Raw genomic sequence first — 23,702 nt, 5'->3', positions numbered from 1 at the left:
TCACACCTCCACCAAACCCAGCTTCTTCACCTGGCGGATGGTCAGCATGGTCTTGACCGTATCGACATGCTCGTTGGCCGCCAGCACCTCGATGACGAAATCCTGGAAGCTCGTGAGATTCTCCGCCGTGCAGCGGAGCAGGAAATCGCTGTCGCCCGACACCATCCAGGCTTCCCGCACGATCGGCCAGCTCTGCGCCAGCCCGGCAAAGGCCTTCAGGTTCGCTTCCGATTGGTGCTTGAGACCGACCAGGCAGAAGGCGACGAGATCGAAGCCGAGCTTCGGCCCGTTGAGGATCGCCGCATAGCCCTCGATGACCCCGGCCTCTTCCAGCTTGCGCACGCGCCTCAGACAAGGCGGCGCGGAAATGCCGACGCGTTCGGCGAGCTCCACATTCGTCATGCGGCCGTCGCGCTGCAGTTCTCGGAGAATCTTGATGTCGATGGCGTCGAGTTCGGCTCGGAGCACGGGAAACCTCATATCGCGTTTTGCCATGCTAATAGCCAAAGCCATCCCGAACGCAAGGAAAACGCGCAAGATTATGTCGCGACGACGCACCATTATTGTGCGTAACTTGGCAAGCTGGGCCGCAAGCTGCCCGGCGACCTTGAATTGCAGTGGGGAACGATCATAAATGAGGAAAAGGCGCTGCCTGAAGGCCTTGTCACGTTCGGTTGTATCCGCCCGCAGCGCCCCGCGAAAGGATCCGTTTCATGTCTGCCCGCCATGCCCATGTTCTCATCATCGGCTCCGGCCCTGCCGGTTATACCGCCGCCATCTATGCCGCCCGTGCCATGCTGAAGCCGGTGCTGATCGCCGGCATGGAGCAGGGCGGCCAGCTGATGATCACCACCGATGTGGAAAACTACCCGGGCTTTGCCGATCCGATCCAGGGCCCCTGGCTGATGGAACAGATGCTGAAGCAGGCCCAGCATGTCGGCACGGAGATCGTCAACGATCTCGTCACCGAAGTGCAGCTGTCTCAGCGTCCCTTCGTCATCCGCACGGATTCCGGCCAGGTCTGGACCGCCGACACGCTGATCATCGCGACCGGCGCCAAGGCCAAGTGGCTCGGCATCGAGAGCGAACAGCATTTCCAGGGTTTCGGCGTCTCCGCCTGCGCCACCTGCGACGGCTTCTTCTATCGCAACAAGGACGTGATTGTGGTCGGCGGTGGCAATTCCGCCGTCGAGGAAGCGCTCTATCTGTCGAACATCGCGAAATCCGTCACGGTCGTGCATCGCCGCGATAGCTTCCGCTCGGAAAAGATCCTGCGGGAGCGCCTGTTCCAGCGCCCGAATGTCGAGGTGCTGTGGAATACGGAAGTCGCCGAAATCACCGGTACGCCCGCCAAGCCCCCGATGCCGCCGTCTGTCACCGGCGTCAGGCTGCGCAATACGCTGAACGGCACGATCACCGAACGGCCGATCGACGGCGTGTTTGTCGCGATCGGCCACGTGCCGGCCACCGAGCTCTTCAAGGGCCAGGTGAAGCTGAAGGAAAACGGCTACATGTGGACGGCGCCCGATTCGACGGCGACCGACGTGCCGGGTGTCTTCGCCGCCGGCGACGTCACCGACGACACCTTCCGCCAGGCCATCACCGCGGCCGGTCTGGGCTGCATGGCTGCCCTTGAGGCTGAACGATTCCTCGCGGGCATCCAGCCTGTTGCCGAGGCTGCGGAGTAACAATGGTAGTGCCACTCGACTGGGACAAACTGCGTATTTTTCACGCCGCCGCAGAGGCCGGCTCCTTCACGCATGCGGCCGACAAGCTGCATCTGTCCCAGTCGGCCATCAGCCGCCAGGTCAGCGCGCTGGAACAGGATGTGGGCGTCAAGCTCTTCCACCGCCATGCGCGCGGCCTGATCCTGACCGAACAGGGCGAACTCCTCTATCGCACCGCTCACGACGTGCTTCTGAAGCTGGAAACCGTGAAGGTGCAGCTGACGGAGACGACGGAAAAGCCAAGCGGCAAACTGCGCGTCACCACCACCGTCGGCCTCGGCCAGGGCTGGCTGACCGACAAGGTGCAGGAATTCCTGCAGCTGTACCCGGAAATGTCGATCCAGCTCATCCTCGACAACGAGGAACTGGATGTGAATATGCGCCACGCCGATTGCGCCATCCGCCTGCGCCAGCCTCAGCAATCCGATCTCATCCAGCGCAAGCTGTTTACCGTGCACATGCACGTTTATGCGGCGCCCTCCTATATCAACCGGTTTGGCGAACCGCAGACGATCGAGGATCTCGACCACCACCGCATCATCACCTTCGGTGAACCGGCGCCAAACTATCTGCTGGACGTCAACTGGCTGGAATATGCCGGCCGCAACTCCGACAATCCGCGCCTGCCGCACCTGCAGATCAACAGCCAGACGTCGATCAAGCGCGCCTGCCTGCTCGGAATCGGCATCGCCGTTCTGCCGGATTACATCGTTGGCCGCGATCCGGGACTGATTCAGCTCGCCATCAATGCCGACATTCCGTCCTTCGACACCTATTTCTGCTATCCGGACGAGATGAAAAATGCGGCGAAGCTGAAAGTGTTTCGGGATTTCATCGTCGCCAAGGCGCGCAACTGGAGCTTCTAAGGGCTATCCAATAGGCCCCAAGCCGTTGATTTCCTGGCGAGTTTCCGAAACGCTGGAAAGCTGCGCACCAATCCTTTCTCCAGCCCTGCTCCAGGCGCATGGCTGTCGTGCACAAAAAAGGATTGTTCACTGCACAAGAAAGCACCATATCGCACACAGCTGATGCACATGGTGGCTTTTCCTCCCAGTTCCACCGCAGCAGCTGTTCCCCTCTGGAGGTTTAATTGACCTTCAAACTTATAGGGCCCTGGAGCAATCCGGTGGCCCTCTTTTTTTACCTGCGGTTTTCCGTAACGGCTAAAAAATCCATCGAAACGGTCGGTTCCCCCTTGTGAGGTTCCCATGCTGGCACCATATTCACGGTAGCTGGCGCACTTTGGCGACATCCCCTCGTTGCCCGCACCGGCTGTTCCCCTCTGGAGGTTCAAACAACCTTCACACCTTCGGGCTTCAGAGAAATCTGCAGCCCTTTTTTTTGCCCTGCAGCATTGCTCCCCTTTAAATCGTCCTTCGTCGATCTATATATCGCTGTAGAACGATTTAAGGATTGCACCGTGGACAAGACTGAGATCCTCAAGGCGCTCTCGCATCCGGTTCGTGTCGAGTTCCTCGAATGGATGCGACAGCCGGAAGCGCATTTTTCCTCGCAGGCCCACCCCCTGGACATGGGCATCTGCGCCAACCAGTTCGAAAAGCGCTGTGGACTGTCGCAGTCCACCGTCTCGGCGCATCTGGCGACACTCGAAAAGGCGGGCCTGGTGACAATCACCAAGGTTGGCCAGTGGACCTTCTACCACCGGAACGAGGAAGCCATTCGCGCCTTCCTCGCCCATCTCGGGGAAACGCTCTGAGCGTCCCTTCACCTCTCTCCATCCCGATGAAAAGGATATACCCCATGCCGACATTGTTCGATGACGTCACATTTGGCGATCTCACCCTGAAGAACCGGATCGTGATGGCCCCGCTGACGCGCAATCGCTCGCCGAAGGCCGTCCCGAACGACCTCAACGTCGTCTACTACGAGCAGCGTGCGACCGCCGGCCTGATCGTGTCGGAAGGCACCGCCATCACCCAGCAGGGTCAGGGCTATGCCGATGTTCCGGGCCTCTATCTTCCGGAAGCGCTCGCCGGCTGGCAAAAGGTGACCGATGCCGTGCACGCCCGCGGCGGCAAGATCGTCACGCAGCTCTGGCATGTCGGCCGCATCTCGCATGTGTCGCTGCAGCCGAATGGTGGCGCACCGGTCGCTCCCTCCGCGATTGCCGCCAAGTCGAAGACCTATATCATCAACGAGGATGGCACCGGCGGCTTTGCCGAAACCTCGGAACCGCGCGCCCTCGAACTTTCCGAACTGCCCGGCATTGTCGAGGATTTCCGCAAGGCGGCCCGCGCCGCCGTGGACGCCGGTTTTGATGGCGTCGAAATCCACGCCGCCAACGGCTATCTGCTCGACCAGTTCATGAAGGACGGCGCCAACCAGCGCACGGACGCCTATGGCGGCTCGATCGAGAACCGCATCCGCCTGACGCTCGAGGTGGTGGACGCCGTGGCCAAGGAAATCAGTGGCGGCAGGACCGGCATCCGCCTGTCGCCGACCACGCCGGCCAACGACGTCCGCGACAGCAATCCGCAGGCCGTCTTCAATGCCGTGGTCGAACAGCTCGCCAGCCGCGACCTCGCCTTCATCCATGTGATCGAAGGCGCCACCGGCGGCCCGCGCGACCATCAGTACGAAGGCACGAGCTTCGACTACGCTGCCTTCAAGCAGGCCTATGTCGCTGCCGGCGGCAAGGGCGCCTGGATGGTCAACAACGGTTACACCGCAGAAACGGCCAAGGAGGCGGTTGAAAGCGGCAAGGCGGATCTCGTGTCCTTCGGCAAGCCCTTCATCGCCAATCCGGACCTCGTCCGCCGCATCAGGGATGGCGCCGCCTGGAACGAGATCAACCCGAAGACGCTCTATGGCGGTGGCGCGGAAGGCTACACCGACTATCCGGCGCTCGACGCTGCCGAATAACCGTAACGACAGACACAACGAGGCCCGCTCGCGCGGGCCTCGTGCAACACTGAGAGCATGTCGGCCTTCCTGGAGTCAGGAAAGCTCGGCCACGTCACCGGCCTGCAGGCGCTGCTTGATCGGCGCTAAGGACTGCTCCGCCGGCAGGCACCCCAGCGCATCCAGGGTTGACCGGATGGCCGTATCGAGCGGTGTCGACGGCTCCTGGCCGAGGAATGCGCGCAGCTTCACATTCGACAAGCGCACCGGCCGCTGCCAGAGGTAGCGCATTTCCCGGATCTCCCGAAGCAAGGGAACGAAGGGGCTCGCCAGCATCAGTGCCCACCAGGGAAACCGGCTGACCCTCAGCGGCGGCTCGACAGCACGCTGGATGGCGTCGATCATCTGCAGCCCATCGTGATCCCAGACGCCACCCATGTGAAAGGTCTCGAAGCAGGACAAGCGATCCCCCTCCTCCACCAGCCGCACCATGGTTTCGGCGACATCCGGCAGATAGGCCCACTGGTGCCCAATCCCGGGCTTCGAGAGGCGCTTGATCGTCCGGAGCGGACGGCCGCCCGCAACCAGCCCTTGGGAAAACCAGCTATTGACGGCGCCCGGCCCGAAGAAATCGCCGGCCCTCACGATCAACACACTCACTCCCTCTTCCGAGGCAGCCTTCAGCCGGCGTTCCATCTCGACGCGGATGGCGCCCTTGCGCGTCAGCGGGAGTTGCGGGCTGTCTTCGGCAATCAGCGGAAAGGCATCCGGCCCATAATTGTAGACGGTGCCCGGCAGCAGGATCCGTGCCCCGCTTTTCCGGGCGGCGGCGATGGTATTGTCGAGCATCGGCAGGACGAGCTTGTCCCAATCCCGGTAGCCGGGCGGATTGACCGCGTGAACAATCAGGCTTGCGCCTTCTGCCGCGAGCAGAACATCATCGGCATTCATGGCATCGCCCTTGACCCAGTCAAAGGCCGGCTCCCGCAGCGCGGCCTCGGACGCCCTGCGGTTCAGCGCCCGCACCCTCCAGCCCTTCAGCATCAATCGGCGGGCAACCGCTCCGCCGATCCCGCCGGTGGCACCCAGCACCAGCGCCAGAGGCTTTTCACTCATCATTACAGCATTTTCGACGGACATGACGGGATCTCCCTGGTTTCGATGGCTGGAGTATCAACCGGCTTTGCAATATAAGAAATTCGCCGAATGCGGATGGATGATATTCAAAAATGAATGATCCGGACTGGAACCTCTATCGAACCTTTTTGGGCGTGCTGAATGCCGGCTCCTTATCAGGCGCCGCCCGCGCGCTGGGCTTGACCCAGCCGACCGTCGGGCGGCACGTGGACGAACTGGAGCGGGCGCTGGGCCACGCCCTGTTCACCCGCTCGCAGCAGGGCCTTCTGCCGACAGAGCTCGCGCTTGCCGTCAAACCCTATGCGCAGTCACTCTCCTCGACTGCCGCCGCGCTGCGGCGCCAGGCGTCCGGAGCCCTCTCAACGAAGTCGAAGGCACCGTCAGGATCAGCTCGAGCGACGTGATCGGCGTCGAAGTCCTGCCGCCGATCCTGGCGCGGCTGCAGGAGGCTCATCCCCGGCTCGGACTGGAACTGTCGCTCTCGGATGCGGTGGAGGATCTGCTGCGGCGCGAGGCCGATATTGCGGTACGGATGACGGAGCCGAAACAGGAAGCCCTGTTGATCCGCCATATCGGCGAGATCGATCTCGGTCTGTACGCGCATGTCGACTATCTGACTCGCCGCGGCAGGCCGGCCTCGCTTGCCGAACTGAGCGCCCACTGCATCATCGGGTATGATCGCAGCACCGCCTTCATCCGCGCCATGATCGGTGAGATCGGGCAGCGCGCACCGGACTTCCCAGACCCGGACCAGCCGTGCTGGTCCTTTCGCGCCGACAGCAATCTCGCGCAACTGGCGGCGATCCGCGCCGGTGTCGGCATTGGCTTCTGCCAGACACGGCTGGCCGCACGCAATTCCGATCTCGTGAACCTCTTTCCGGAGTTCCGACTGACCTTGCCGACCTTTGTTGCCATGCACGAAGATCTGAAGAGCACACCACGCTACCGCAAGACGTTCGACGGTCTGGTTTCCGGCCTGCAGGACTACATCGGCGCCCCGCGATAACAGTAGACGGAGACCGAACGGCTTCGTTATAAAAGAATGATTGGCCGCAGCCGGAGCACGATGTTCGGGTGTTTTACAATCTTGTGTCATGCAGCCTCTGGCCGCTTTTCCTCGTTGCCGGGCTGATCGGCAGCCACATCGCCTTCCAGTCGGATGCGCCCCTCTTCTGGTTCAACGTCGTCTATCTGAGCATCGTCATGCTCATCGCGATTGCAGAACGGCTGATGCCCTATGACCGGGAGTGGCTGGCACCGGATGGCGAAACCTTCAACAACCTGGCACACACGCTGTTGAGCAAGGGCGCGGTCCAGGTTTGCGCGGCGATCGGCGCCTCACTGCCGATGGGCATTGCCACCCTTGTCCAGCCGCTGACGCATCCGCAATTCGATCTCTGGCCGCAGGCCCTGCCGCTGACGCTGCAGGTGGTGCTCGGGCTGATCATCGCCGAACTCGGCCTCTATGCCGCGCATCGCTTTGCGCACGAAAACCTGTTCCTCTGGCGCTTCCACGCGCTGCATCACAGCGTCACCCGGCTCTGGGTGGTCAATACCGGCCGTTTCCATTTCATCGATTCCGGCTTCAAGATCGCGCTCAGCCAGATCCCGCTTTATCTGCTCGGCGCACCGCTGCCGGTCTTTCTCTGGATCGGCGCCGTGACCGCCTTCATCGGCATTCTCACCCACTGCAATATCGACGTGAAAACCGGGCCGCTCGACCTCGTCTTCAGCACGCCGCGCCTGCACCGGTGGCACCATTCGCGCGTGGTCGCCGAGGGCAATACCAATTACGGCGAGAATCTCATCCTCTGGGACCAGATTTTCGGCACGTATTTTAACCCGCCGCGCGCGCCCTCGACCGATATCGGCATCACTGGCCGCGTTGCGCCGGGCTTTTTCGGCCAACTGGTCCAGCCCTTTTCACGCAAGGGTGCCCGCCAGATCCTGGGCAAGGCCCCAAAACCCGCGACCGCGCCACCCGCGCCAAGCGACGCCATTGCAGCGGACGAGGCAAGCTCGTCCCCCTGATGCAAGGCGCCGGGGCCCGAGGAAGACAGTCGATCTCAGCGGGATGCCGCGCCCGTGGCATCATCCACCACTTCGGCTTCCGGCCTGTCTCCGCCATCGCTGTGTTCGACATGCCATTTGCCGGTCGAATCCTGCCAGCTAATCTCTTCCGGCTCGCCGCCGACCTGCTGTTCGGCCGCGGCGATCCGCGCTGCGGCGAGCGCATCGTCATGCGTGGGAAAGGTTTCGGAAAACACGTCGTCCACCCGGTACGCCCAGCCGCCATCATGCTGCACGATCTTGTAGGTCACCTTGGTCATGGAATTCCTCCTGTTGGTCTTCTGGCTTTTGGCGCTCGCCCGTCCGCTGACGCAATTCGCAAGCCCGGCCTTCGGTTCCGTCGCGTCCGGATCGGTCATTCGACAAAGCGTGGATCGATCAGGCGCTTACCGATTGACTGCCGCCATCGCGGAAACTTGATAGTGTCGTGAAGCGCCTTAAATGGCCCCTCCACACGAACGCGCGGGATAGAGAATGCCATCAGTCATCAAACGGGAAAAGTTTCTTCTGGTGGCGATGCTGGCGGCGGGGCTCGCGTTTTTCACCGAACATCCCGTTCTCGCCGCCGGACAGGTGGCGGCCTTGATAGCCGCAGCCCTCCTCATCGGCGTGATCGTGTTGACCTCGACCCGCGTTGCGCATCACGCGGAGGTCCTCGCCCACAAGGTGGGGGACCCGTATGGCACGATGATCCTCACGCTCTCGGCGGTCGCGGTGGAGGTGCTGATCCTGGCCATCCTGATGAACAGCAGCAACTCCCCGACGCTGGTGCGCGACACGATCTACTCCGCCGTGATGCTGGATATCAACGGCATCCTGGGGCTTGCTGCACTTCTCGGCGGCCTGCGCCACGGCGAACAACCGTATAATGACAATTCCGGCAAGACCTATGGCGTGATGATCTTGACCGCCATGGGCATCTCTATGGTGGTGCCGGAATTCGTCCCAAAGGATCGCTGGCACTATTATTCCGCCTTCACCATTGTCGCGATGATCGCGCTCTACGGTCTGTTCCTGCGCATGCAGGTTGGCGCCCACAGCTATTTCTTTTCCTACAGCTATCCAAGACAGACACAGGCGGCGGCAGGCGGCCCGGCCCAGCCGGCGCCACAGCACGGGTCCACGGCTGCCTCGATCACCATCATCCTCATCGGCGTTGCGCTGATTGGCCTCCTGGCGGAATTCATGTCGGCCTTTATCGGCACCGGACTGGAGGGAACCGGTGCGCCGCCGGCCCTGATGGCGGTGATCGTCGCGGCGATTTCCGCCGCACCGGAAATTCTGACGGCGCTGCGGGCCGCTCTGCGCAATCGCATGCAGGCCGTCGTCAACGTCGCGATGGGCGCCTCCCTCTCCACCGTCATCCTCACCGTGCCGGTAATGGAAGCGATCGCGCTTTACACCGGACAGCCCTTCATCATGGCGATGACGCCCGTCCAGACGGTGATGGTGACGATCACGCTGATTGCTGCGGCCATCAACCTCAACGACGGGGAAACGAATGCCATCGAAGGCATGACGCATTTCGTGCTGTTTGCCACTTTCGTGGTCCTGACCTTGCTCGGCCTTTGAAACAGGAGACTGTCAGGAGGCTGATGCCAGGCTTGCAATCGGCATGGCAGCGACGTTACAGCGAAGATCAACTGTCGATAAAGCAAACTTGAAGTAGTGACCGGCGGCAAGTGCTCGGCTCTTGCCCTACATCCCTGATTGGAGGGTCGCCAGAGGCGGCCGGATGCGTCGCGCACCCAGGACGGGTCGCACAGATTTCGGGAGAAGCTCATGACACGACTGCCATCTATCCTTGCCAGCACCATCCTGTCGGCAACCCTGGCGCTTCCGGCGCTCGCCCAGCAGGCGGGCCAGCCCGCCGAGCGCGGCGCGCCGAATGCGCCGAGCCAGGAGCCGGCCTTCGCCAACCAGACGCGCGCCCCGCAGCCGGCAACGATGCCGGAAATCAAGCGCGAGACCGTGGCCGAAGGACTGCCGCATCTCTGGGCCATGGAGTTCCTGCCCGATGGCCGCATGCTGGTGACGGCGAAGCAGGGCGCGATGCACATCATCTCCGAAGAGGGTGAGGCCGGCCCTGCCATCAGTGGCGTCCCGAAAGTGCTGGCAAACGGCCAGGGCGGTCTGCTCGACGTCGCTTTGGCGCCGGATTATCCAGAAACCGGCCGCATCTTCTTCTCCTTCTCGGAGGAGCGTGAAGACGGCAACGGCACCTCGGTCGCCTCCGCCAAACTGGTGCCGAATGAAAATGGCGGCGGACAACTGGACAATGTCGAGGTGATCTTCCGCCAGATGCCGAGCTATGACGGCAACAAGCATTTCGGCTCCCGCCTCGCCTTCGGACCTCAGGGGGAACTCTACGTGACGGTCGGAGAGCGCTCCGACCGGGAGCCGCGTGTCCAAGCGCAGGATCTCGACAGCGGCCTCGGCAAGATCTTCCGAATTACCCAGCAGGGCGAGCCCTTCGAGGGCAACCCGTTTATCGGCCAGAACAATGCGCAGCCGGAAATCTGGTCGCTCGGCCACCGCAACCTGCAATCCGCGACCATCGATGGCGAGGGACGGCTCTGGACGGTGGAACACGGGCCCCGCGGCGGTGACGAGTTGAACCTGCCACTGGCAGGCAAGAACTATGGCTGGCCGGAGGTCACCTACGGTGTCGAATATAGCGGCGCCCCGGTTGGCCAGGGCATTACCAAGATGTCCAACACAGAGCAGCCCGTCTATTACTGGGACCCGGTGATCGCCCCCTCAGGCATGGCCTATTACGATGGCGATGCCATTCCCGAATGGAAGGGCGCGCTGCTTGTCGGCGGTCTCGTGTCCCAAGGCGTTGTCGTTTTGCACATGGAAAACGACCGGGTGAAACACGAGGAGCGCGTGCCGCTCGAGGCGCGCATTCGGGACGTGAAGGTCGGACCGGACGGCGCCGTCTACGCCGTCACCGAACAGCGCGGCGGCGGCGGCTCCACCATCGTGAAGCTGACCAAGGCCTGATCCCTGGCATCGGTTCTGGCCCCGAACAGGGTCAGAACCGGAACGCCAGCGGATGCTCGACCAGCGCCCGGTCGATGGTCACGAGCTGCAGCCCTTCGACCTGGCACTGCGCCAGCAGAAGCCGGTCGAAGGGATCGCGCGTCGGCGGCTCCGGATCGGCGGCAGTGAGGACGTGGGGGATTTCGATCGGCAGGATCGTCAGGCCGCTGGCGGTCAAGCTGTCCGGCATGCGTTCAAGAGGCACGTCGATGTCCAGCTTACCCAATCTATGCTTGATCGCGATCTCCCAAAGGCTGGCTACGCTGACATAACCATCTGCCGCTGATCCTTCCAGAAGCCGGTGTACCTGCGGAAACTGCGTGCGAAACGAATTTCGCAAGAACGCAATGACTATGTGGGTGTCGAGGAGAACAGCCATTGCTCAAGGCAATGGTCGCAGAAGAAAATCCTCGGGCAGAGGATCATCAAAATCATCTGCGATGTAGGGAAACGGATCCTTTATTCCGATCGAGCGGAGATAGGCCTGACCCGCTTCCCAGTCGATCCCGCCCTTCTTCTGTGCCACGCCTTCACGCGGCACAATATCGAACACCGGTCGGCCATCACGCGTGACGGTCACGGTCTCGCCCTTCTCGACTTGCTGGGCGAGTTCGTCAAAACGGTCTTGAGCTTCGGCGATAGACACAGTTTTCATGCCGACAAGTGTACGCCCGCGACCTTCGACCGTCAACGACGCCCAAAGAACGGCGAAAGGGCCCGCCATCGCTGACGAGCCCTTTCCAACATCAGGAATGCGAATGCTTACTGGCAGGCGTTGCAGAAGCGCTGAATGCGGCGGCAGGCCTCTTCCAGCTGTTCTTCCGAGGTTGCATAGGAGATGCGGAAGTTCGGACCGAGACCGAAGGCCGAGCCGTGCACGACGGCAACGCCTTCCGTTTCCAGAAGCTCGGTGACGAAATCCTCGTCCGTCTCGATCACTTTGCCCGAGGGTGCCGTCTTGCCGATCAGCCCCTTGCAGGACGGATAGACGTAGAAGGCGCCTTCCGGGTTCGGGCAGGAAATGCCCTTGGCCTGGTTCAGCATCGACACGACGAGGTCACGGCGGCCCTCGAAGATCTTCTTGTTCTTGGCGACGAAATCCTGCGGGCCATTCAGTGCTTCCACAGCGGCCCACTGGGCGATCGAGGAGGCGCCGGAGGTCTGCTGGCCCTGGATCATGTCCATGGCCTTGATCAGCTCCAGCGGGCCGGCGGCGTAACCGATACGCCAGCCGGTCATTGCATAGGCCTTCGACACGCCGTTCATGGTGAGCGTGCGGTCATAGAGCTTCGGCTCGACTTCGACCGGCGTCGCGAACTTGAAATCGCCGAAGGTCAGGTGCTCGTACATGTCGTCCGTCAGCACCCAGACATGCGGGTGCTTGACCAGCACATCCGTCAGCGCCTTCAGTTCGTCATGGCTATAGGCAGCACCCGACGGGTTGGACGGCGAGTTGAACACGAACCACTTGGTCTTCGGCGTGATCGCCTTTTCGAGATCGGCGGCCTGGAGCTTGAAGTTGTTTTCCTGCGTCGTCGAGACGAAGACCGGCGTGCCACCGCACAGCGCCACCATTTCCGGGTACGAGACCCAGTATGGCGCCGGAATGATCACTTCGTCGCCGGCATTCAGCGTCGCCATGAAGGCGTTGAAGAGGATCTGCTTGCCGCCGGTGCCGACGATCGTCTGGGCCGGTGTGTAGTCGAGGCCGTTTTCGCGCTTGAACTTGGCGGCAATCGCCTCGCGCAGCTGCGGAATGCCGGAAACCGGCGTGTATTTGGTCTCGCCGCGATTGATCGCATCGATGGCTGCCTGTTTCACATTGTCCGGCGTATCGAAATCCGGCTCGCCGGCGCCAAGTCCGATCACGTCGCGTCCCTTGGCTTTCAGCTCGCGAGCTTTCTGCGAAACGGCGATGGTGGCGGACGGCTTTACGCGGGAAAGTGCATCGGCAAGAAAGGCCATGATGATGGGATCCTGAAGCTGTTGAAACGGCAGACCAGTCTGGTGTTGCCGTCGCCTTCTATGTCGAAAGAAACCCGCAAATTCAAGGCCGGCAGGTGAGATTCCGGCGCATCCTGGCAGAGCATCGGCCAGTGCCTGTGCGGATGAGCGGGAGCTCATATGACAGCCGCGTGACGTGACAAATTAACCACTGTTAATAGCGCCTTGTTTTCGCCGCAATAAATGCCAGTGACTGCCTTAAATCGGTCCTTGTGGAGACGCTTTCCGGCGGTTTTCTCTGACGCACGGCAAGAGCAGTGAAGAGGAAACCGCCATGTTCCTGGATGATGAAGAAACGACAACGCGTCTGCGTTTCCGTCGCAAGGGCATCAGTCTGTGGGTTGCCATCACCGCATTGGCGGCCTGCGCCGTCATGATGCTGGTGCTTGTCGATACCGCCGGTGCAGCGGAGATCCGCACCTGGTCCGAAGTGGTCACTCCGCAATTGCTCCTCGACCGCACGCCGACGCCGGATCAGCGCGTCCTTTATGGCGGGCTGATCCTGACCTTCTCAATTGCAGCTGCAGGCCTCTGGCGGCGCAGTTTCCGCCAGTCGCTGAGCGCCGAAGACCGTGCGCGCAGCCATGGCGGCCGCATCAGCCGCTCCTGACCTGAGCGGCGGTCTGCGGACCAGGCCTCGGCTTGCGACGATGCGGGTCTGCTGATAGAGGGGCGCACCTGCCGTTTGAGCGCCCCCTTCCGCAAGGACCGACCTTATGACCCGCCTCCAGGCGAACCTTGTTTTGCTGCTGGCCGCCGCCATCTGGGGTGGCGGTTTCGTCGCTCAGGCGACCGCCATGGATTCAATCGGCCCCTTCTGGTTCGTCGGCCTGCGGTTTGCCATCGCCGCGATCGCCGTTCTCCCCTTTGCTCTTCTGGAGCAGAAACGCCAAGGCTCGCCCCCGCGCCGAATGGACCTGCTTGCCTTTATTCTTGTGGGCACGGCGCTCTTCGGTGGCGCGATCACCCAGCAGATCGGGCTCACCACCACGACGGTGACGAACTCCGCTTTCCTGACCGGTCTCTACGTCGTCTTCGTGCCGGTCATCTCCGTGCTGTTGTTCCGTCAGGCACCGCACTGGATCATCTGGCCGGTGGCGCTGATTGCACTTTCCGGTATCTTCCTCTTGAGCGGCGGCTCCCTCACCGCCATGTCGACGGGAGATCTGTGGAGCGTCACCTGCGCGGTGTTCTGGGCCCTGCAGATCGTGCTCGCCGGCCGCTTCGTCGCCCGCTCCGCTCGGCCGCTTGCGCTGTCCGCCACGCAGTTTGCCACCTGCGCCCTGCTCTCCATCGCCTTTGGCATGGCGTGGGAACCCGTCTCGCTTGCGGCGATCGAAAATTCGCTCGGCGAAATTCTCTACGTCGGCCTCATATCGTCAGGACTTGCTTTTGTGCTGCAGGTTATCGGCCAGCGTTACACGACGGCTCCGCAGGCCGCGATCTTTTTGTCATCGGAAGCCTTGTTCGGTGCCTTTTTCGGCGCAGCGTTGCTTGGCGAAACCTTGCCGGCAGCAGGTTATTTTGGCTGTGCGCTGATCTTACTTGCGATGTTGACGGTCGAACTGGTGCCTGAACTGCTGAAACGGCGAAACTCTACCTATTAGATAGCTGCCGATCAAAAACCGACCTTCGGCAGCCGGCCTGAGAGCGTCGACAGACAACCAGGGGTCGAGATTTCGGCACCCATAGGAGTGCCAAGGCTCGGCATTTTCGCCAAAACCATCGTGTTGCAGGCCGCCTTTACATCTTTTCGCTGTCTAGGGCTCAAGGTTAGAAAACTTTTTCTTGCCAATTTTCGATAAACACAGCACTCTGTGGATGTTCGGGCAATTTGCGAGCATGGGAAGAGCTATAATAAGCGTTTCGGAAGCGCCAAAACTTCCGAGCGGGGGAACGAAGGAAGAAAAATCGGCATGATGGCTTCTCTCATCCCACGCGGTAATACGGGCCCCTTTCCTCCATTTTCGAAATGCCTGCCGCCTGCCCCTCGTGGGCAACATCGTGATGCTGTCCGCCGCTGAACACGGACAGAGGAAAAAGGACCTGATGCATGGCCGAGACTGGCACTGTAAAATTCTTCAACACCGACAAGGGCTTCGGCTTTATCAAGCCTGATAATGGCGGAGCCGATATCTTCGTCCATATTTCTGCCGTCCAGGCTTCCGGCCTGTCCGGTCTCTCAGAAAACCAGAAAGTAAGCTTCGACACGGAACCGGATCGTCGCGGCAAGGGCCCGAAGGCAGTCAATCTGCAGATTGCCGGCTGATCCCTTTACGTCTTTCTTTTCGAGTTGAAGCCCGGCAGTCTTGCCGGGTTTTTTTATTCGTATGCCACGTCGTATCCACCGGCACGGCGATGTCTTTCTGTTGCCGGGGGGAACCTTTCTGGCCCGCCCCCGTCCGCGCCTTCAGAGCCCGCGCAGAAACGGATTGCTGCGGCGTTCGTCGCCGATCCGGCTTCCTGGCCCATGGCCGCACAGAAAACCCACATCATCGCCGAGCGGCAGAACCTTATCGCGAATGCTGTCCAGAAGCTGCTGGTGGTTTCCGCCCGGCAAATCGGTCCGACCGATCGAGCCGTTGAACAAGACGTCGCCCATGATGCAGAAGCGCATGTCGCGGTTAAAAAAGATGACATGGCCCGGCGCATGGCCGGGGCAGTGGAACACCTCGAAGGTGTGCTCCCCAAGAGAGACCACATCTCCTTCGTTCAGCCAGCGGTCCGGCGTCAGCTTGCGCGCGGGAATATCAAAGCCGAGAGCTGCAGCGCGGGTGTCGAGAATATCGAGAAGCGGTTTGTCGGCCTCGTGCGGGCCGATGACCGGAACACCCGTGACCTCACGCAATTCGTCGGCGCCACCGGCATGATCGATATGGCCATGCGTGATCCAGATTTCCCTGACTGTCAGCCCCTGCTCGCCCAGCACCTCGACGATGCGCGCAACATCGCCGCCGGGATCGACCACCACGGCGTCCTTTGTCTCGCTGTCGAACAGAATGGTGCAGTTTTGCTGGAATGGCGTGACCGGGATGATACCGGCTTGAAGCTGACCCATGATGCCTCGCTGTCTCGGGAAGAATGGCCTTCGGGTATAAGACCGTTCGTCCGGCTGCGCAGCAAAAATCAGTCCGCGGAGGAGTATCCACCTTGCGCCGAGACAGGCGGCGCCAGCGACACGCAGCCGAGAAGAACGGCGGCGACGGCCAGTTTCAGGCTAAAAACCGTGATCAGCACAGGCCGCAACGGGTGCCCGACCGATTTCTGACGTGCGTCGCCGCGCAGCTGAAGATCATCCGTGTACGATGCCAAGGCCATGTTATCTCTCCGAATTCCAATAGCGTCGCAACGAGGTGCAACAGGAAAGGTTCCCCTACATCGGGCTCTCTCTGGTCGGCATGCGAAAGAAGCCCGCCCCTGTGTGTCTTTCTGACAATCCGGTTGATTGTTGGGGCGCTTCGCGATTAATCAGAGAGCGCAACTGCAAGCGTCGCGGGCGCCAGCCGACCGATGTAACCCGTTGCTGGCGCATGAAGGCATGAAAGGAATGACAGGTGCCATCGGGATCGACCGCCAAAGCCGTCAAGAAGGCGCTACCGCCGATGCCGGCTGTCGATGAAAGCAAGATCGACTTTGAAACGATCGAACTCTTCTTTTTCGCCTATCGTGATTTCGTCTCCGATCCGGATGCCATTCTCGCCAAGATCGAGATGGGGCGCGCGCATCACCGCGTCGTCTATTTCGTTTGCCGGCAGCCGGGCATGATGGTGACGGACCTGCTGGAAATCCTGCAGATCACCAAGCAGAGCCTGGCCCGCGTGCTGAAGCAGTTGATCGATAGCGGCTATATCCGCCAGATGGCCGGCGCCAAGGATCGCCGCCAGCGGCGGCTTTATCCCACCTTGGCCGGCCGCGAGCTGGCGCTGGCCCTGTCCGAGCCTCAGTCCCGCCGCATATCCGATGCAATGCAGGATCTGTCGCCGGAGCAACGGGAAGGCGTGCTGACATTCCTGCGCGCCATGCGCGGACGCGCAGAGGGTCTGGAAACTGTCGAAACCGAGGGCGACTGAGATGGGTAATGGTAGCGTGTCCCTTTCCGATGACGCAGCCCACCTTCTGGTGGTGGATGACGACACCCGCATTCGCGATCTTCTGCATCGCTACCTGATGGATCAGGGTTTTCGTGTGACGGTCGCCGGCGACGCAGCCGAAGCCCGCCGCAAGCTGGAAGGCCTCGATTTCGATCTGATCATCCTCGACGTGATGATGCCGGGCGAAACGGGTATTTCGCTCACCCAGTCGATGCGGGAAAAGCGGGCGATCCCGATCATCCTCCTGACCGCACGGGCCGAAGCCCAATCCCGCATCGAGGGCCTTGAGGCCGGCGCCGACGACTACCTGCCAAAACCGTTCGATCCGCGCGAACTGGTTCTGCGCATCAACAACATCCTGCGCCGCAACGTGCAGGCGGATACGCCGAAGATCGACCAGATCATGTTCGGCCCTTTCACCTTTTCGATTGCCCGCAAGGAGTTGCGTCGCGCCGCCGAAACGATCCGCCTGACGGACCGGGAGCAGGAGATCATGCTGCTGTTCGCGCTGCGGGCCGGCGACACCATTCCCCGCCACGAACTGATCGGCGACGATGCGGAAGTCGGCGAGCGGACGATCGACGTCCAGATCAACCGGCTGCGCCGCAAGATCGAGGATGACCCCGCCAACCCGGTCTACCTGCAGACCGTGCGTGGTGTGGGCTATCGTCTCAGTATAGACTGAGACGGACAAGCATCGGATCGAGGCAACCGGAAGGACGGGCATGAAGGGCGTCGCAGAGGCTGCCAGGAAAAACGCGGTCGTGATCCGCGAGCGCTTGGGGCGCGATCTTGGCTGGCTGCGCGAAAAGCGCGGCCTGTTGAAGGCGCCGCCCGGCTGGGCACCGCTCGGCCGCTGGCTGAAGCGCCGCATGCCGACCGGGCTCTACCTGCGCACCGTGCTGATCGTCGTGATCCCCATGCTGCTGACCCAAACGGTGGTTTCCGCCGTCTTCATGGAACGCCACTGGCGCAACGTCACCGAACGCCTCGCCCAGGGCACCACCCGCGACATTGCCGCGATCATCGAGATGATCCGCACCTTCCCCTCGCCCGATGGCGAATATGCCGATGTCATCCGCATTGCCCGCGACCAGCTGACAATGAACATCGCCATCGAGCCCGGCGGACAGCTGCCGCCGCCGCGGCCGAAACCCTTCTTCGCGATCCTCGACGACATCCTGGCGGACCAGATCAACGAGCAGATCCGCCTGCCTTTCTGGATCGACACGGTGGGCGACAGCCGTCTGGTCGAAATCCGCCTGCAGCTGGGCGACAAGGTGCTCCGGGTCTTCACCGTGCGCAACCAGACCTATGCCGCCAACACCCACATCTTCCTGGTCTGGATGTTCGGCACCTCGCTGCTGCTGATCAGCATTTCGATCCTCTTCCTGCGCGGACAGATCCGGCCGATCCTGGCGCTGGCGCACGCGGCGGAAAGCTTTGGCAAGGGCCAGCGCGCCGGCCCCTTCGTGCCACGCGGCGCCGACGAAATCCGCCGCGCCGGTTACGCCTTTATCCAGATGCGCGAACGCATCGAGCGCCAGATGGAGCAGCGCACCGCCATGCTCGCCGGCATCAGTCACGACCTGCGCACCATCCTGACCCGCTTCAAGCTGCAGCTGGCGCTTGCCGGCAACAATCCCGATCTCGCCGGCATGAGTTCCGACGTCGATGACATGCAGAGCATGCTGGAAGGATACCTCACCTTCGCCCGCACCGAGGCGGAGGAGGATTTCGGCGAGCTGAAGCTGAGCGAGCTTCTGGAAAAGATCCGGGCGGATTTTGCCCTGAACGGCAAGCAGATGACCTATCGAATCGAGGGAGAGGATCTCTTGTCGGTGCGCCCCGGCGCCTTTGCCCGCCTCGTCGGCAATCTGGCGCAGAACGCTGAGCGCTATGCCAAGAGCCTGCATGTGGATGCGCGCCACAGCGCCAAATGGCTGACGCTGACCTTCGACGATGACGGCCCCGGCATTCCAGAAGCGTCCCGCGAGGATGTCTTCAAGCCCTTCTACCGGCTGGACCAGGCCCGCAATCTCAATTCGTCCGGCACCGGCCTTGGGCTCTCTATCGCACTCGACATTGCCCGCGCGCATGGCGGCAACGTCACGCTCGCCGAAAGCCCGCAGGGGGGCCTTCGTGCTGTGGTCAGGGTTCCGGCCTGAGGCTCACATCATCTTCATGCCGTTTGGCACCGGCCGCTCGACGGCCGCCAGCACGATCGCACCTGCCTCGTCGGCAAAGCCGAGCGTCAGCACTTCGGAGCGAACCGGCCCGATCTGGCGGGGCGGAAAGTTGACGACGCCGAGCACCTGCCGGCCGATCAGCGTCTCCGGCGTATAATGAACGGTGATCTGCGCGGATGAGCGTTTGACGCCGATCTCGGGACCGAAATCGATCTTCAGCTTGAAAGCGGGCTTGCGGGCTTCCGGAAAGGTCTCGGCCTCGATGATCGTGCCGACGCGAATATCGACCTTCTCGAAATCGTCCCAGGAAATTTCCGCCACGAAACCGCGTCCTTCTTCTTAGCTGCCCAATTCCACGGCCCGCTTGCGGGCGGCGGAAAGCGCCGTATCGAACAGCGGCTGCATGCCGTCCTCCGCCATCAGCACCGCAAGGGCGGCCGCCGTGGTGCCGCCGGGCGAGGTAACGTTCTGGCGAAGGCGCGACGCCTCGTCTTGCGACCGATGCAGGAGCTCGCCGGCACCGGCCACGGTTTCACGCGCCAGCCGCATGGCAAGGTCGGCGGGAAGGCCGAGCTTGCGGCCGGCTTCCGCCATGCATTCGACGAGATAGAAGACATAGGCCGGGCCGCTGCCGGAGACGGCAGTGACCGCATCGATATCGGTCTCGCTTGCCACCCATTCCACCGGACCGCTGACCTTCAGGAGATCATGCACGGCAGCGCGCTGCGCCTCGCTGACCTTCGGATTGGCATAGGCACCGGTGACGCCACGACCGATCATCGCCGGCGTGTTCGGCATGGCACGCACCATGCCGGCTTCGCCGAGATGGCTTTGCAGGAACGCAAGCGTGGTGCCGGCTGCGACGGACACGACGACGGTCCCGGAACCGACGAGCGCCTTCAGAGGCGGCAGCACCGCGGCCATCAATTGCGGTTTGACCGCCAGGAACAGAATGCCGGCCGTCAGCCCCTCCGGCGCGGCCGCGGCATGCTTGGCACCGACGGCCTCAATTTCGCTCTTTCGCGCATCCGACAGAGACGGATCGATGACCAGGATGGCCGAGGCATCGACACCGCTCTTCAGCCAGCCGGACAGCATGGCGCCGCCCATATTGCCTGCGCCGATGAGAACGAGCGGCGCCGCAGACGAGATCGACATCAGCACTCTCCGACGGTCTCGAACAGAACCGCTTCCATCGCCTTCTTGGCGTCCATGCCGGACCAGACGACGAACTGGAAGGCCTGGTAATAGGTCTCGCAGGTTTCGAGCGCGTTCGACAGAAGCACCTCGACCTGCTGGTTCGTCGGCTCCGCGCCGCCGGCCAGAAGCAGCGACTGGCGGAAGATCACCACGTCTTCCTGGCGCCACAGATCGAAGTGCCCCATCAGCACCTGACCATTGACATGGGACAGAAGGCGGATGACCTCGTTCACCCGTGCATCCGGCACCCGGATATCGAAGGCGCAGGCCAGATGCAGCGCCTCGAACTCTTCCATCCAGGAGAAAGAGATGTGGTAATCGGTCCAGTGGCCGGCCACCGTCATGGCAATCTCGTCTTCGCCTGCCCGTTCGAACGTCCAGTCATTCGAGGCTGCGACGAACTCGATCATGTCGACCGGGTTCGAGTGACGTTCCATATCGATATCTATCAGGCTCATGCGGCACCTTCTCAACCGGGATGAAGCGACATTCGTGCGAGGACAGACAAACGCGAACACTGTACCGGAAATTCATTTTCCAATGATCCTTCGCGGCCCTTACCGTACCGCCTATCCCCTGCCCGGAGCTTGCGGTCGCCGTTTAGAATCATCATTTAAAATCAGTGTATAGGCGAAGAGTCACAGCGCCAGCCCCCGGGCCTGATTTTGCGGGGACGACTCAACCGCAAGCTTCGAAAATCATGTCAGCGACTCGCATTAACCGACTCTGCCGACAGGCTTTTTCAAATGTGTCCACAGCCCCGAAATTAGTTGCGGACGAAGATCGGATGAACAGGTGGTCAACCTCAAAAAAGGCGCGTCCCCGCTAAAAATCGGCGACGCGCCGTGTCGTTTCGGAACGGATCAGGATGCGTTGGCGGAAAGCTTGGCTTCCAGCGCCTCGAGGCGAGCCTTCAGCGCATCGTTCTCATCCCGTGCCTTGATCGCCATTTCGCGCACGGCTTCGAATTCCTCGCGCTTCACCAGATCCATGGAGTTCATGAAACGCTCCATCTGGGCGCGCATGGCGGTCTCCGCTTCGTGGCGCAGCCCCTGGGCGGCACCGGCCGCATCGGTCATCAGCCGCGCGAATTCATCCATCATTCGGTTCGTTCCGGTCGACATGGCATCGCTCTCCAAATTGTCGCCGGTCCGGCGGCGACCTTCATTTCGATGGAGATGAGGTAGGGTCAGGGCGAAGGTCTTGCAAGAAGAATCGAAAGCATCGCTCCGGTCTTTCCTGTGACTTCCCTGAGGATGACGCGGCCTGCACGGAGATTCGTCTTGACCGGACGGGGGGCAGACCGCCATGTTCCGCAACAGTAGCGGCACTGTCTGCCGAGGTATGTTCATTTGTATTCAGCACCCAGTCTCCTCGCGATCCTGCCTTACCCCAACATCGATCCGATCGCGATTTCGATCGGGCCGCTCGCCATTCACTGGTACGGCCTCGCCTATGTCGTCGGCATCATGCTGGGCTGGTATTATGCCAAGCGCATGGTGGCCCGGGCAGAGCTGTGGCCGGGTGCCGCCTCTCCCATGTCGCCGGAAAAGCTGGATGACTTCCTGGTGTGGGTCGCCGCCGGCATCGTGCTCGGCGGGCGCATCGGCTATATCCTCTTCTATGATCTGGCAGCCGTGGTCGATAATCCGATCCGCGCCATCGAGATCTGGAACGGCGGTATGTCCTTCCATGGCGGCCTGATCGGCACGACGATCGCGATGATCCTGTTTGCCCGCCGCAACACGATCCCCGTCTGGAGCCTGTTCGATACGGTGGCGACCGTTGCGCCCTTCGGCCTGCTGTTCGGCCGCATCGCCAACTTCATCAACGGCGAACTCTGGGGCCGCATCACCGATGTTCCCTGGGCCTTCGTTTTCCCGACCGGCGGCCCCTTTGCACGCCATCCAAGCCAGCTTTACGAGGCGATGCTGGAAGGCGTGGTCCTTCTTCTCGTGCTGCGGTTCATGACTCACAAGATGAAGGCCTTGCGCCAACCGGGCGTGGTTGCTGGTATATTCGTCTGCGGTTATGCTCTGTCGCGTATCTTCGTGGAGTTTTTCCGCGAGCCGGATCCGCAACTGGGCTACCTTGCATTCGGCTGGCTGACGATGGGCATGGTGTTGTCGCTTCCCATGTTCCTCATCGGTCTGTGGGCGATCTGGCGCGCCCGCCGTGCCACACCGACCTCCTGACGCGACGACGAGGCTGACCTTGACCACGCCGCTTGCCGATAAAATCAAGACCCTGATCCGCATGAACGGGCCGATCAGCGTGACCGACTATTTCGCCCTGTGCCTGGCCGATCCGGAACACGGCTATTATCTGAGCCGCGAACCTTTCGGGGCCGGTGGCGATTTCATCACGGCGCCGGAAATCAGCCAGCTGTTCGGCGAGATGATCGGCATCTTCATGGTGCATGCCTGGCAGCAGCACGGCAGCCCGACGCCGGTGAACCTCGTCGAGGTGGGACCGGGCCGCGGCACGATGATGCTCGACATGCTGAGGGTGATCCGCAAGCTGGCGCCGACCCTCTATGACAGTCTCGACGTCCATATGGTGGAAACCAGCGAGCGCCTGCGCGGCGTGCAGCGTGTGACGCTCGAGGCCTTTTCCGCCAAGATCACCTGGCATGCGGCCTTCGAGGATGTTCCGCAGGGTTTTACGCTGATCGCCGCCAACGAACTTTTCGACGCCATTCCGATCCGCCAGTTCGTGAAGACGCCGACGGGTTTCCGCGAGCGGCTTGTGGGGCTGGATGCCGACGACAACCTCGCCTTCGGCATCGGCGTGGCAACCATCGATCCGGCACTCCTGCCGCCAGGCACCGGCGCCGAGCCGGACGGCACCGTTTTCGAAGTGGCGCCTGCCCGCCAGGCGGTGATGAATGCGCTCTCCATGCGCCTGAAGCAGAATGGCGGCTCGGCGCTGATCATCGATTACGGACACTTGGCCACGTCCTTCGGCGATACGCTGCAGGCGGTGCTCCATCATGACTACGACCCGCCGCTGGCCCATCCCGGACAGGCGGACCTGACGAGCCACGTGGATTTCGAGGATCTCGCCCGCATTGCGCGCGCCACCGGCATCCAGATCAACGGCGCCATGCATCAGGGTGATTTCCTTTACGGCCTTGGTCTTGCAGAGCGCGCAAGCCGGTTGGCAAACGGCAAGGCGGAGGCCGAGCAGCGGGCGATTTCCGTCGCCGCCGAGCGGCTGGCTGGCGCCGGCGAAGGCAAAATGGGTGAGCTGTTCAAGGTCATGGCCGTCTCCAGTCCGAGCGTCACATTGGCCCCCTTTCGACCCGTGAGAAGCTGAGGCGCATTCTTGCGTCGATCGTATGGGCCAACCATCCGACAGGCTGGCGGACCATCCGC

27 protein-coding genes and 1 pseudogene are annotated in these 23,702 nt (G+C 61.9%); 16 read left to right on the top strand and 12 right to left on the bottom strand.

Features of this window, described 5'->3' with window-relative positions; translation table 11 throughout:
• Complete coding sequence (locus G6N78_RS11645; RefSeq protein ID WP_165218524.1) at positions 1-468, bottom strand: Lrp/AsnC family transcriptional regulator; 468 nt, start codon at positions 466-468, stop codon at positions 1-3.
• Between the two features lie 245 nt (positions 469-713).
• Here G6N78_RS11645 and trxB point away from each other — a divergent pair, with 245 nt between their 5' ends.
• The 4 genes from trxB (at position 714) to G6N78_RS11625 (ending at position 4,610) form a co-directional block, all read left to right on the top strand.
• Complete coding sequence (trxB, locus tag G6N78_RS11640) at positions 714-1,688, top strand: thioredoxin-disulfide reductase (protein ID WP_165218522.1); 975 nt, start codon at positions 714-716, stop codon at positions 1,686-1,688.
• A gap of 8 nt (positions 1,689-1,696) precedes the next feature.
• Complete coding sequence (locus tag G6N78_RS11635; RefSeq protein WP_165221664.1) at positions 1,697-2,593, top strand: LysR family transcriptional regulator VtlR; 897 nt, start codon at positions 1,697-1,699, stop codon at positions 2,591-2,593.
• A gap of 554 nt (positions 2,594-3,147) precedes the next feature.
• On the top strand, positions 3,148-3,444 hold the full coding sequence (locus G6N78_RS11630) for an ArsR/SmtB family transcription factor (RefSeq protein ID WP_165218520.1): 297 nt from the start codon (positions 3,148-3,150) through the stop codon (positions 3,442-3,444).
• Between the two features lie 44 nt (positions 3,445-3,488).
• Positions 3,489-4,610 carry an alkene reductase gene (locus tag G6N78_RS11625; protein ID WP_165218519.1) on the top strand — a complete coding sequence of 374 codons (1,122 nt, stop codon included), beginning with the start codon at positions 3,489-3,491 and terminating at the stop codon, positions 4,608-4,610.
• 75 nt (positions 4,611-4,685) lie between these two features.
• Here G6N78_RS11625 and G6N78_RS11620 read toward each other — a convergent pair whose 3' ends face one another.
• The gene (locus tag G6N78_RS11620) at positions 4,686-5,708 is read right to left on the bottom strand and encodes an NAD-dependent epimerase/dehydratase family protein (protein ID WP_165221661.1); all 1,023 of its coding nucleotides are present in this window, start codon (positions 5,706-5,708) and stop codon (positions 4,686-4,688) included.
• Positions 5,709-5,818: 110 nt separating this feature from the next.
• On the opposite strand from G6N78_RS11620, the pseudogene G6N78_RS11615 reads away from it, so the two are divergent.
• A pseudogene (locus G6N78_RS11615) lies at positions 5,819-6,732 on the top strand (LysR family transcriptional regulator).
• A 68-nt stretch (positions 6,733-6,800) separates the two neighbouring features.
• Complete coding sequence (olsE, locus tag G6N78_RS11610; RefSeq protein ID WP_206531564.1) at positions 6,801-7,757, top strand: ornithine lipid hydroxylase OlsE; 957 nt, start codon at positions 6,801-6,803, stop codon at positions 7,755-7,757.
• A 35-nt stretch (positions 7,758-7,792) separates the two neighbouring features.
• Here olsE and G6N78_RS11605 read toward each other — a convergent pair whose 3' ends face one another.
• On the bottom strand, positions 7,793-8,056 hold the full coding sequence (locus tag G6N78_RS11605; protein WP_165218517.1) for a DUF2188 domain-containing protein: 264 nt from the start codon (positions 8,054-8,056) through the stop codon (positions 7,793-7,795).
• A gap of 214 nt (positions 8,057-8,270) precedes the next feature.
• Between G6N78_RS11605 and G6N78_RS11600 the strand changes: the two genes are divergently transcribed.
• Together G6N78_RS11600 and G6N78_RS11595 are read left to right on the top strand one after the other, a co-directional pair.
• Positions 8,271-9,368 carry a calcium:cation antiporter gene (locus G6N78_RS11600; RefSeq protein WP_165218516.1) on the top strand — a complete coding sequence of 366 codons (1,098 nt, stop codon included), beginning with the start codon at positions 8,271-8,273 and terminating at the stop codon, positions 9,366-9,368.
• Between the two features lie 210 nt (positions 9,369-9,578).
• Entirely contained in the window at positions 9,579-10,802 is a 1,224-nt protein-coding gene (locus G6N78_RS11595) for a PQQ-dependent sugar dehydrogenase (protein ID WP_165218514.1), read from the top strand.
• Between the two features lie 31 nt (positions 10,803-10,833).
• Here the strand turns inward: G6N78_RS11595 and G6N78_RS11590 are convergent, their stop codons facing one another.
• From G6N78_RS11590 to G6N78_RS11580, 3 genes are all read right to left on the bottom strand, one after another.
• On the bottom strand, positions 10,834-11,220 hold the full coding sequence (locus G6N78_RS11590; protein WP_165218513.1) for a type II toxin-antitoxin system VapC family toxin: 387 nt from the start codon (positions 11,218-11,220) through the stop codon (positions 10,834-10,836).
• Positions 11,221-11,223: 3 nt separating this feature from the next.
• Positions 11,224-11,496, bottom strand: coding sequence for a type II toxin-antitoxin system Phd/YefM family antitoxin (locus tag G6N78_RS11585; protein ID WP_165221655.1), 273 nt, complete (start codon positions 11,494-11,496; stop codon positions 11,224-11,226).
• Positions 11,497-11,603: 107 nt separating this feature from the next.
• The gene (locus tag G6N78_RS11580) at positions 11,604-12,806 is read right to left on the bottom strand and encodes a pyridoxal phosphate-dependent aminotransferase (RefSeq protein ID WP_165218511.1); all 1,203 of its coding nucleotides are present in this window, start codon (positions 12,804-12,806) and stop codon (positions 11,604-11,606) included.
• 313 nt (positions 12,807-13,119) lie between these two features.
• Here G6N78_RS11580 and G6N78_RS11575 point away from each other — a divergent pair, with 313 nt between their 5' ends.
• The 3 genes from G6N78_RS11575 to G6N78_RS11565 all read left to right on the top strand — a co-directional run bounded on the left by G6N78_RS11575 (position 13,120) and on the right by G6N78_RS11565 (position 15,114).
• Positions 13,120-13,455, top strand: coding sequence for a hypothetical protein (locus G6N78_RS11575; RefSeq protein WP_165218510.1), 336 nt, complete (start codon positions 13,120-13,122; stop codon positions 13,453-13,455).
• Positions 13,456-13,561: 106 nt separating this feature from the next.
• Complete coding sequence (locus tag G6N78_RS11570; RefSeq protein ID WP_165218508.1) at positions 13,562-14,452, top strand: DMT family transporter; 891 nt, start codon at positions 13,562-13,564, stop codon at positions 14,450-14,452.
• Positions 14,453-14,898: 446 nt separating this feature from the next.
• The gene (locus G6N78_RS11565; protein WP_003494703.1) at positions 14,899-15,114 is read left to right on the top strand and encodes a cold-shock protein; all 216 of its coding nucleotides are present in this window, start codon (positions 14,899-14,901) and stop codon (positions 15,112-15,114) included.
• Between the two features lie 141 nt (positions 15,115-15,255).
• Here the strand turns inward: G6N78_RS11565 and G6N78_RS11560 are convergent, their stop codons facing one another.
• Together G6N78_RS11560 and G6N78_RS11555 are read right to left on the bottom strand one after the other, a co-directional pair.
• Positions 15,256-15,903, bottom strand: a complete 648-nt coding sequence (locus G6N78_RS11560) for an MBL fold metallo-hydrolase (RefSeq protein WP_165218507.1) — start codon at positions 15,901-15,903, stop codon at positions 15,256-15,258.
• A gap of 68 nt (positions 15,904-15,971) precedes the next feature.
• A complete protein-coding gene (locus G6N78_RS11555) occupies positions 15,972-16,163 on the bottom strand; it encodes a hypothetical protein (RefSeq protein WP_165218505.1) in 192 nt (63 codons plus the stop codon).
• Positions 16,164-16,447: 284 nt separating this feature from the next.
• Between G6N78_RS11555 and G6N78_RS11550 the strand changes: the two genes are divergently transcribed.
• The 3 genes from G6N78_RS11550 (at position 16,448) to G6N78_RS11540 (ending at position 19,104) form a co-directional block, all read left to right on the top strand.
• Complete coding sequence (locus G6N78_RS11550; RefSeq protein ID WP_165221652.1) at positions 16,448-16,915, top strand: MarR family winged helix-turn-helix transcriptional regulator; 468 nt, start codon at positions 16,448-16,450, stop codon at positions 16,913-16,915.
• Between the two features lies 1 nt (position 16,916).
• Positions 16,917-17,621, top strand: coding sequence for a response regulator (locus G6N78_RS11545; RefSeq protein ID WP_165218504.1), 705 nt, complete (start codon positions 16,917-16,919; stop codon positions 17,619-17,621).
• A gap of 187 nt (positions 17,622-17,808) precedes the next feature.
• Complete coding sequence (locus G6N78_RS11540; protein WP_234905956.1) at positions 17,809-19,104, top strand: ATP-binding protein; 1,296 nt, start codon at positions 17,809-17,811, stop codon at positions 19,102-19,104.
• Between the two features lie 3 nt (positions 19,105-19,107).
• Here the strand turns inward: G6N78_RS11540 and G6N78_RS11535 are convergent, their stop codons facing one another.
• The 4 genes from G6N78_RS11535 to G6N78_RS11520 form a co-directional block, all read right to left on the bottom strand.
• A complete protein-coding gene (locus G6N78_RS11535; protein WP_165218500.1) occupies positions 19,108-19,446 on the bottom strand; it encodes a tRNA-binding protein in 339 nt (112 codons plus the stop codon).
• A gap of 18 nt (positions 19,447-19,464) precedes the next feature.
• A complete protein-coding gene (gene proC / locus G6N78_RS11530) occupies positions 19,465-20,283 on the bottom strand; it encodes a pyrroline-5-carboxylate reductase (RefSeq protein WP_165218498.1) in 819 nt (272 codons plus the stop codon).
• Positions 20,283-20,783: a type III secretion system chaperone family protein gene (locus tag G6N78_RS11525; RefSeq protein WP_165218497.1), complete on the bottom strand. Its 501-nt coding sequence runs from the start codon at positions 20,781-20,783 to the stop codon at positions 20,283-20,285. Before G6N78_RS11525 ends, proC begins: the two co-directional genes overlap by 1 nt.
• Positions 20,784-21,188: 405 nt before the next feature.
• Complete coding sequence (locus tag G6N78_RS11520) at positions 21,189-21,449, bottom strand: accessory factor UbiK family protein (RefSeq protein WP_165218496.1); 261 nt, start codon at positions 21,447-21,449, stop codon at positions 21,189-21,191.
• 228 nt (positions 21,450-21,677) lie between these two features.
• Between G6N78_RS11520 and lgt the strand changes: the two genes are divergently transcribed.
• The gene (lgt, locus tag G6N78_RS11515) at positions 21,678-22,520 is read left to right on the top strand and encodes a prolipoprotein diacylglyceryl transferase (protein ID WP_165218494.1); all 843 of its coding nucleotides are present in this window, start codon (positions 21,678-21,680) and stop codon (positions 22,518-22,520) included.
• A 19-nt stretch (positions 22,521-22,539) separates the two neighbouring features.
• The gene (locus tag G6N78_RS11510) at positions 22,540-23,643 is read left to right on the top strand and encodes a class I SAM-dependent methyltransferase (RefSeq protein WP_165218493.1); all 1,104 of its coding nucleotides are present in this window, start codon (positions 22,540-22,542) and stop codon (positions 23,641-23,643) included.
• Positions 23,644-23,702 lie beyond the last annotated feature (59 nt).

This window comes from Allorhizobium pseudoryzae (genome assembly GCF_011046245.1).
Lineage (GTDB): Bacteria > Pseudomonadota > Alphaproteobacteria > Rhizobiales > Rhizobiaceae > Neorhizobium > Neorhizobium pseudoryzae.
This window is presented reverse-complemented; position numbering and strand designations above follow the sequence as displayed.

What these genes read in the sequence shown, in the direction of transcription:
- G6N78_RS11565 (WP_003494703.1), top strand. Translation starts at nt 14,899, where the DNA reads ATGGCCGAGACTGGCACTGTAAAATTCTTCAACACCGACAAGGGCTTC.
- G6N78_RS11555 (WP_165218505.1), bottom strand. Translation starts at nt 16,163, where the DNA reads ATGGCCTTGGCATCGTACACGGATGATCTTCAGCTGCGCGGCGACGCA.
- G6N78_RS11620 (WP_165221661.1), bottom strand. Translation starts at nt 5,708, where the DNA reads ATGATGAGTGAAAAGCCTCTGGCGCTGGTGCTGGGTGCCACCGGCGGG.
- G6N78_RS11585 (WP_165221655.1), bottom strand. Translation starts at nt 11,496, where the DNA reads ATGAAAACTGTGTCTATCGCCGAAGCTCAAGACCGTTTTGACGAACTC.
- G6N78_RS11570 (WP_165218508.1), top strand. Translation starts at nt 13,562, where the DNA reads ATGACCCGCCTCCAGGCGAACCTTGTTTTGCTGCTGGCCGCCGCCATC.
- G6N78_RS11550 (WP_165221652.1), top strand. Translation starts at nt 16,448, where the DNA reads ATGCCGGCTGTCGATGAAAGCAAGATCGACTTTGAAACGATCGAACTC.
- G6N78_RS11595 (WP_165218514.1), top strand. Translation starts at nt 9,579, where the DNA reads ATGACACGACTGCCATCTATCCTTGCCAGCACCATCCTGTCGGCAACC.
- G6N78_RS11580 (WP_165218511.1), bottom strand. Translation starts at nt 12,806, where the DNA reads ATGGCCTTTCTTGCCGATGCACTTTCCCGCGTAAAGCCGTCCGCCACC.
- G6N78_RS11600 (WP_165218516.1), top strand. Translation starts at nt 8,271, where the DNA reads ATGCCATCAGTCATCAAACGGGAAAAGTTTCTTCTGGTGGCGATGCTG.
- G6N78_RS11575 (WP_165218510.1), top strand. Translation starts at nt 13,120, where the DNA reads ATGTTCCTGGATGATGAAGAAACGACAACGCGTCTGCGTTTCCGTCGC.
- G6N78_RS11560 (WP_165218507.1), bottom strand. Translation starts at nt 15,903, where the DNA reads ATGGGTCAGCTTCAAGCCGGTATCATCCCGGTCACGCCATTCCAGCAA.
- G6N78_RS11605 (WP_165218517.1), bottom strand. Translation starts at nt 8,056, where the DNA reads ATGACCAAGGTGACCTACAAGATCGTGCAGCATGATGGCGGCTGGGCG.
- proC (WP_165218498.1), bottom strand. Translation starts at nt 20,283, where the DNA reads ATGTCGATCTCGTCTGCGGCGCCGCTCGTTCTCATCGGCGCAGGCAAT.
- G6N78_RS11540 (WP_234905956.1), top strand. Translation starts at nt 17,809, where the DNA reads ATGCCGACCGGGCTCTACCTGCGCACCGTGCTGATCGTCGTGATCCCC.
- G6N78_RS11525 (WP_165218497.1), bottom strand. Translation starts at nt 20,783, where the DNA reads ATGAGCCTGATAGATATCGATATGGAACGTCACTCGAACCCGGTCGAC.
- G6N78_RS11625 (WP_165218519.1), top strand. Translation starts at nt 3,489, where the DNA reads ATGCCGACATTGTTCGATGACGTCACATTTGGCGATCTCACCCTGAAG.
- G6N78_RS11520 (WP_165218496.1), bottom strand. Translation starts at nt 21,449, where the DNA reads ATGTCGACCGGAACGAACCGAATGATGGATGAATTCGCGCGGCTGATG.
- G6N78_RS11590 (WP_165218513.1), bottom strand. Translation starts at nt 11,220, where the DNA reads ATGGCTGTTCTCCTCGACACCCACATAGTCATTGCGTTCTTGCGAAAT.
- G6N78_RS11545 (WP_165218504.1), top strand. Translation starts at nt 16,917, where the DNA reads ATGGGTAATGGTAGCGTGTCCCTTTCCGATGACGCAGCCCACCTTCTG.
- trxB (WP_165218522.1), top strand. Translation starts at nt 714, where the DNA reads ATGTCTGCCCGCCATGCCCATGTTCTCATCATCGGCTCCGGCCCTGCC.